The sequence below is a fragment of the Acidobacteriota bacterium genome (genome assembly GCA_003696075.1).
Taxonomy (GTDB): domain Bacteria; phylum Acidobacteriota; class Polarisedimenticolia; order J045; family J045; genus J045.
In genome coordinates this window covers 1-5,201 of record RFHH01000045.1, presented here as the reverse complement: position 1 = coordinate 5,201, position 5,201 = coordinate 1, and the positions used below count along the sequence as shown (strand labels likewise).

The window sequence follows — 5,201 nt, the reverse complement described above, 5'->3', positions numbered from 1 at the left end:
GTCCTCGAGGCGCTGGCCGGCCGCCGGTGGGTCGATCCGGGCCGGGTCGGGGTGCTGCTGCTCGGCGACGCGGCGCGCCTCGCGCGAGGTGACGGCGGGCCGAGCGGGGAGGGTCAGGCGGCGGCCCTCCTCCTCGTCGCGCCCGGCTCGCCCGCGGCGGGCGATGCAGCGGCGTTCGAGGACGCCGGCCCCTCCGAGGTGGACGCCTTCTTCGCCCGCCGCCTTCTCGTGACTCAGGAAACGGGGCAGCCGGGCGGGACCTCCCCGTCGACGGTCAGCAGCCTCACCGCGCCGTCGGGCGCGCTCGCGGCGAGGAGCATCCCCTGGGAGACCAGCCCGCGGAGTTTCGCCGGTTTGAGGTTGGCCACCACCACGATCGTGCGGCCCAGGAGTTCCTCCGGGCGGTAGTGCTTGGCGATCCCGGCCACGAGCTGCCGCCGCTCGCCGCCGAGGTCGATCTCGAGCCGGAGCAGCTTGTCGGCGTTGGGATGCGGCTCGCACGCGACGACCCGCGCCGTGCGCAGCCGAACCTTCATGAACTCGTCGATCGAGATCAGCCCGTCCTCGGCTTCCTTCCCGGGCGCCGGCTTCTCCTTCGCGGCGGCACTCTTCGCTTCGGGCGCGGCCTGACCGCCCGCGTCGGCGAGGAGCTTCTTCTTGTCGAGCCGGGGGAAGACCGCTTCCGCGCGGGACACCCGGGCTCCGCCGACGCGCCACGAATCCTCCGCCAGCAGGTCCCGCCCCGGGCGGATCTCGGCGGCCGGGTCGTCCCCGAGGCCGAGCATCCTCCACAGCCGCGCGGAAGCGAACGGCACGGCCGGGTGGAGGTGCAGCGCGAGTTGCGCCAGTTCCCCGCAGGCGGTCCGGAGGACGCGCGAGCAGGTCTCCTCCCGGCCGGCGCGGCGCCAGGGTTCGTGGCGGACGAGGAAGCGGTTCAGCGCGTCCGCCCATTCGGTCAGCGCGCGCAGGGCGCCCGCCGGGTCATGGCCGTCGAACGCCTTCCGGTAGGTCTCCTTCATCGACGCCGACGCCGCGGCGAGTTCGTCGTCCGGCTGCGGTTCGACCTCCGGCACCCGGCCCTCCTCGTGGCGGCCGACCAGGGCGACGACGCGCGAGAACAGGTTGCCGATGTTGTTGGCGAGGTCGGCGTTGGCGCGCTCGATCAGCGCCTCGTCGGAGTAGGAGCCGTCCAGACCGAGGCTGATCTCGCGGAGGAGGAACCAGCGGAGGGCGTCCGCGCCGAAGTCCTCGATCAGCGGCCACGGCCGGACGACGTTCCCGCGTGTCTTGCTCATCTTCGCCTCGTCGCGGAGCCACCAGCCGTGGGCGAAGATCGTCGTCGGCAGCGGCTCCCCCGCCGCCATCAGGAAGGCCGGCCAGTAGACGGCGTGGAACCGGAGGATGTCCTTGCCGATCAGGTGGAGCTGGACGCGATCGCCGCCTCCGCCCCAGAAGCGCTCGTAGAGGCTGCGGTCCTCGCTGCCGTAGCCGAGGGCCGAGATGTAGTTCGTCAGGGCGTCGAACCAGACGTAGACGACGTGCTCGGGGTCGCCGGGAAAGGGGATCCCCCACGACACCTGCGCGCGGCTGCGCGAGATCGACAGGTCGTTCAGCCCTTCGGCGAGAAAACCGCGGACCTCGTTGAGCCGGCTCTCCGGCCGCACGAACTCCGGGTGCTCCTCGAGGTGCTGCAAGAGCCTGTCACGGTAGCTCGACAGGCGGAAAAACCACGATTCCTCCTCGACCTCCTCGACCGGATGCCCCTGCTCCGGGCAGACGCCGTCCTTGACCTGGTTGGCGGGGTAGAAGCTCTCGCAGCCGGTGCAGTACAGGCCCCGGTACGTCCCCTTGTAGATCGCGTCGGGGGTCTCCCGCCGGATCTTCTCGAACAGGGCGTAGACGCCGCGCCGATGGCGCTCCTCCGTGGTCCGGATCAGGTCGTCGTGGCTGATCCCCAGCGCCGGCCACAGCCGGCGGTAGTTTTCGACGACTTCGTCGGCGAGCTGCTGCGGGCTCACGCCGCGCGCCTCGGCCGCCCGCTGCATCTTCTGGCCATGCTCGTCGGTCCCGGTGAGGAAGTAGACCTCCTCGCCGCGCAGGCGGTGGTATCGGGCCAGCGCGTCGGCCACGATCGTCGTGTAGGTGTGGCCGATGTGCGGCTGGTCGTTGACGTAGTAGATCGGCGTCGTCACGTAGAAGCGCCGCATCAGCGTTTCTCCTCGGGTTCGTCGCCGGGCGCGCGGGACGCGCCGCCCTCCTCCGCCCCGCCATTTTGCCGGGAAAAGGCGTCACGGGCCGCCCGGCGGACCTCGTCGAGCGACAGCCCTTCCCGGTCGGCGATGGCGCGCACGTCCTCGAACTCCGGCATGCCTCTCCGGATCCGGCCGCCGGAATCGATCGCTCGCTTCACCCGAACCGGGCCCCACGGGGTCGGCACCGAGACCGTGTCGCGCGCCCACTCGATCCGTGATTCCCGGTGGACGCGCACGCCGAGCGTCGTCGAGTCGGCGAGCAGGCGCTCGGCGAGAGCCTCCTCCCGCTGCGGCTCGGCCAGGACGGTGACGAGGAAGCCGGGCCGTCCCTTCTTCATCACGATCGGCTGGACGAAGGCGTCCCGGGCTCCTTCGGCGAGCAACCGGTCGATCAGCGGCGGCAGGTCGCTCGGCGGCATGTCGTCCACGGCACAGGAGAGGACCGAAAGGGCGCGCTCGCCCGCCGCCCCGAGGGGAACGCCGAGCAGGCCGCGCAGCACGTTGGGGCGCTCCGGGTCGTCGAAGGCGCCCGCTCCCGCACCGGCCCGTTCGAGCCGCATCGGCGGCGCGGCACCGAACCGGGACGCGACCGCCCGCAGGATCGCCGCTCCGGTCGGGGTGACGAGCTCGCGCGCCACCGGACCGCCGCTCACCGGTACCCCCTCGAGCAGGGCGGCGGCCGCTGGGGCCGGCGCGGGAAGCGTCCCGTGGGCGCTGCGGACCTCCCCGCCGCCGAGGGGCACCGGAATCCCGCAGCTCACGCTCTCGATCCCGAGAGCGTCCAGCGCCAGGGCGGTCCCGGCGATGTCGACGAGCGCGTCGTCGGCCGCGGCCTCGTGGAGGTGGACCTCGCCGGGGGGCAGGCCGTGGATCCGCCCCTCCGCCTCGAACAGCAGATCGAAAGCCCGCGCGGCCCAGCGCGCCGCGCGCGCCGGCAGGGCGGCGCGATCGAGGATTTCGAACACGTCGCCGCGGCGGCGGGCGGTGCCGGAGGGCTCCCCGCGAACCGCCACCTCCACGCGCCCGGCTTCGAGCCCGGCCCGCCGGGCACGGCCCACCGAGACCTCGACCGCGGTCAGGCCGAGGCGCTCCGGAAGGGAGACCAGCAGCCCGGGATCGGCGCCGAGATCGGCCGCGAGGCCGAGCCACATGTCGCCGCTCGCTCCGGAGAACGGGTCGACGTGGAGGTGCCGGCGCGCCGGGGCGCTCACGCCGTCCCCACGAGCCGGGGGACGATCTCCCCGGCGGGTCCGCGCAGGCTGAGGGCGGCCACCGCCGACAGTGGCGTCGGCTCCGGGTTGATCTCGACCACCCGCGCGCCGGCCGCGGCCGCGGTGCGCGCGAGCGAGGCCGCCGGTTCCACGATCCCGGACGTGCCGATCACGAGGAAGACCTCCGCCCGCGCCGCGGCAGCCTCCGCCGCCGCGAGGTCCGCCGGATCGAGCCACTCGCCGAACCAGACGATGGCCGGCCTCGCCGGGGCGCCGCACCGGCACGCCGGTGGAAGCGGCCGGGGAAGGGGAGCGCGGCGGTCCTCCCATTCGCCGCAGCCCGCGGTGCAACGCATCCGCCACAGGTTCCCGTGCAGCTCGATCAGCTTCCGGCTGCCGGCCGCGCGGTGCAGGTCGTCCACGTTCTGGGTGATGAGCGTGAAGTCGGAAATCCGCCGCTCCAGTTCCGCTAGCGCCTCGTGCGCGCGGTTCGGCCGGCAGCGGACGAGACCGGTGCGCCGCGCGTCGTAGAACTCCCAGACCAGCACCGGATCGCGGTCGAACGCTTCCGGCGTGGCGACCTCCTCGATGCGGTGCCCTTCCCACAGCCCGCCCGCGCCCCGGAACGTGGGCACGCCGGACTCGGCCGAAACGCCGGCTCCGGTCAGCGCGGCGGCACGCGATGCGTTCCGGATCCAGGCGGCTGCTTCCGCGATCTGCCGCTCCTCCGGCACCGTGAGCGCTCCCTCCGCCCTGCAGGGCGCCGAAGTCGCGATCTTACCGCGACCTCCGCGAGCGGAGCGAGCCGGGCGGCACCCCGCCGGCTTCGTTCCGGAGTTCCTCGACCGGGGCGCGTTTCCGGACCCCGCCGCGAGCGCCGGAGTTCCTTCCGGAGGGCGGGCGGCAGCTCGTGCGCCCAGCGCACCGGCGCATGCCGGCGGCGTCGTCGCCGCCGCTGGTGCGGATGGCGCTCCGCGCCAGGGCGCGTTCGCTCCCTTCCGCGGCGCGAGCGCCGCGGCTGGCTGGTGAAGTGGGTGGCTTCTTGCCGTTCGTGCCGGTTGCCGCCGGCGTTTCCGTTCCGAAAGCCGCGTTCCCGGGGGCGCGCCACGTGCCTTTCTGCGGACGAGCGTGCTCCGCGGTGCCTTCAGCTCGCCCGTATCGTGCGCTCCGCTCGGCTTCGGATGTCGCCGCTCGCCGGCTCGAAGATGTGGCCGCTCACCGGGTAGCGTCTCCGGCCGCTGGTTCGCATCGCTCCGCGCCTTTTGTGGAGCGGCGCCGGGAGACGGGGCGCGCGCCGCAGCTCTGCGGGCCGGCGGCACGCCGTCGTGCGGACAGGGATCGCCACGCCTCCGGGCCTCATTGCGCTAGCCCTGCCCCCTGGAGCCGCACGGCTGTGGTCACTCCCTTCTGGCCGCGCTTCGTGTCGCCGCGCGCCGTGCCGCGCCGTCGTGGCAGCGCCCGTGTGCCGCGCCCCGTGCATTCGCGCCGCCGTTGGTCGCGCTTCCCGTGGCGGTATCTCTCGGGGCGCGGCTGCGCGATCGGAGGCCCGCCCGGGATGCCGCGCGGCGATGCCGCCGCCGGCGCCGCCGACGCTCGGGGAACCCTTCTCCGGACGAGCGGGTGGGCGCAGCTCGCTCGTCGATGCGGCGGGAGGTGCTTCCTCGATGGTGCGAAACGCCGCGCGACTCGATGCACGACGGACACTTTGGCCCGATCTCCGGTCATCGATCCATTCGAG

Annotated in this window: 3 protein-coding genes; all 3 read right to left on the bottom strand. The window is 73.8% G+C overall.

Annotated features, from left to right (window positions below):
• Nucleotides 1-233 precede the first annotated feature (233 nt).
• The 3 genes from metG to D6718_02610 are packed head-to-tail and all read right to left on the bottom strand — an operon-like array spanning nucleotide 234 to nucleotide 4,179.
• On the bottom strand, nucleotides 234-2,207 hold the full coding sequence (gene metG, locus D6718_02620; protein RMG47947.1) for a methionine--tRNA ligase: 1,974 nt from the start codon (nucleotides 2,205-2,207) through the stop codon (nucleotides 234-236).
• On the bottom strand, nucleotides 2,207-3,463 hold the full coding sequence (larC, locus tag D6718_02615) for a nickel pincer cofactor biosynthesis protein LarC (GenBank protein RMG47946.1): 1,257 nt from the start codon (nucleotides 3,461-3,463) through the stop codon (nucleotides 2,207-2,209). Before larC ends, metG begins: the two co-directional genes overlap by 1 nt.
• Nucleotides 3,460-4,179 (bottom strand): NAD-dependent deacylase, encoded by a 720-nt coding sequence (locus D6718_02610; GenBank protein ID RMG47948.1) that lies wholly within the window; start codon nucleotides 4,177-4,179, stop codon nucleotides 3,460-3,462. Before D6718_02610 ends, larC begins: the two co-directional genes overlap by 4 nt.
• Between the last annotated feature and the right edge of the window lie 1,022 nt (nucleotides 4,180-5,201).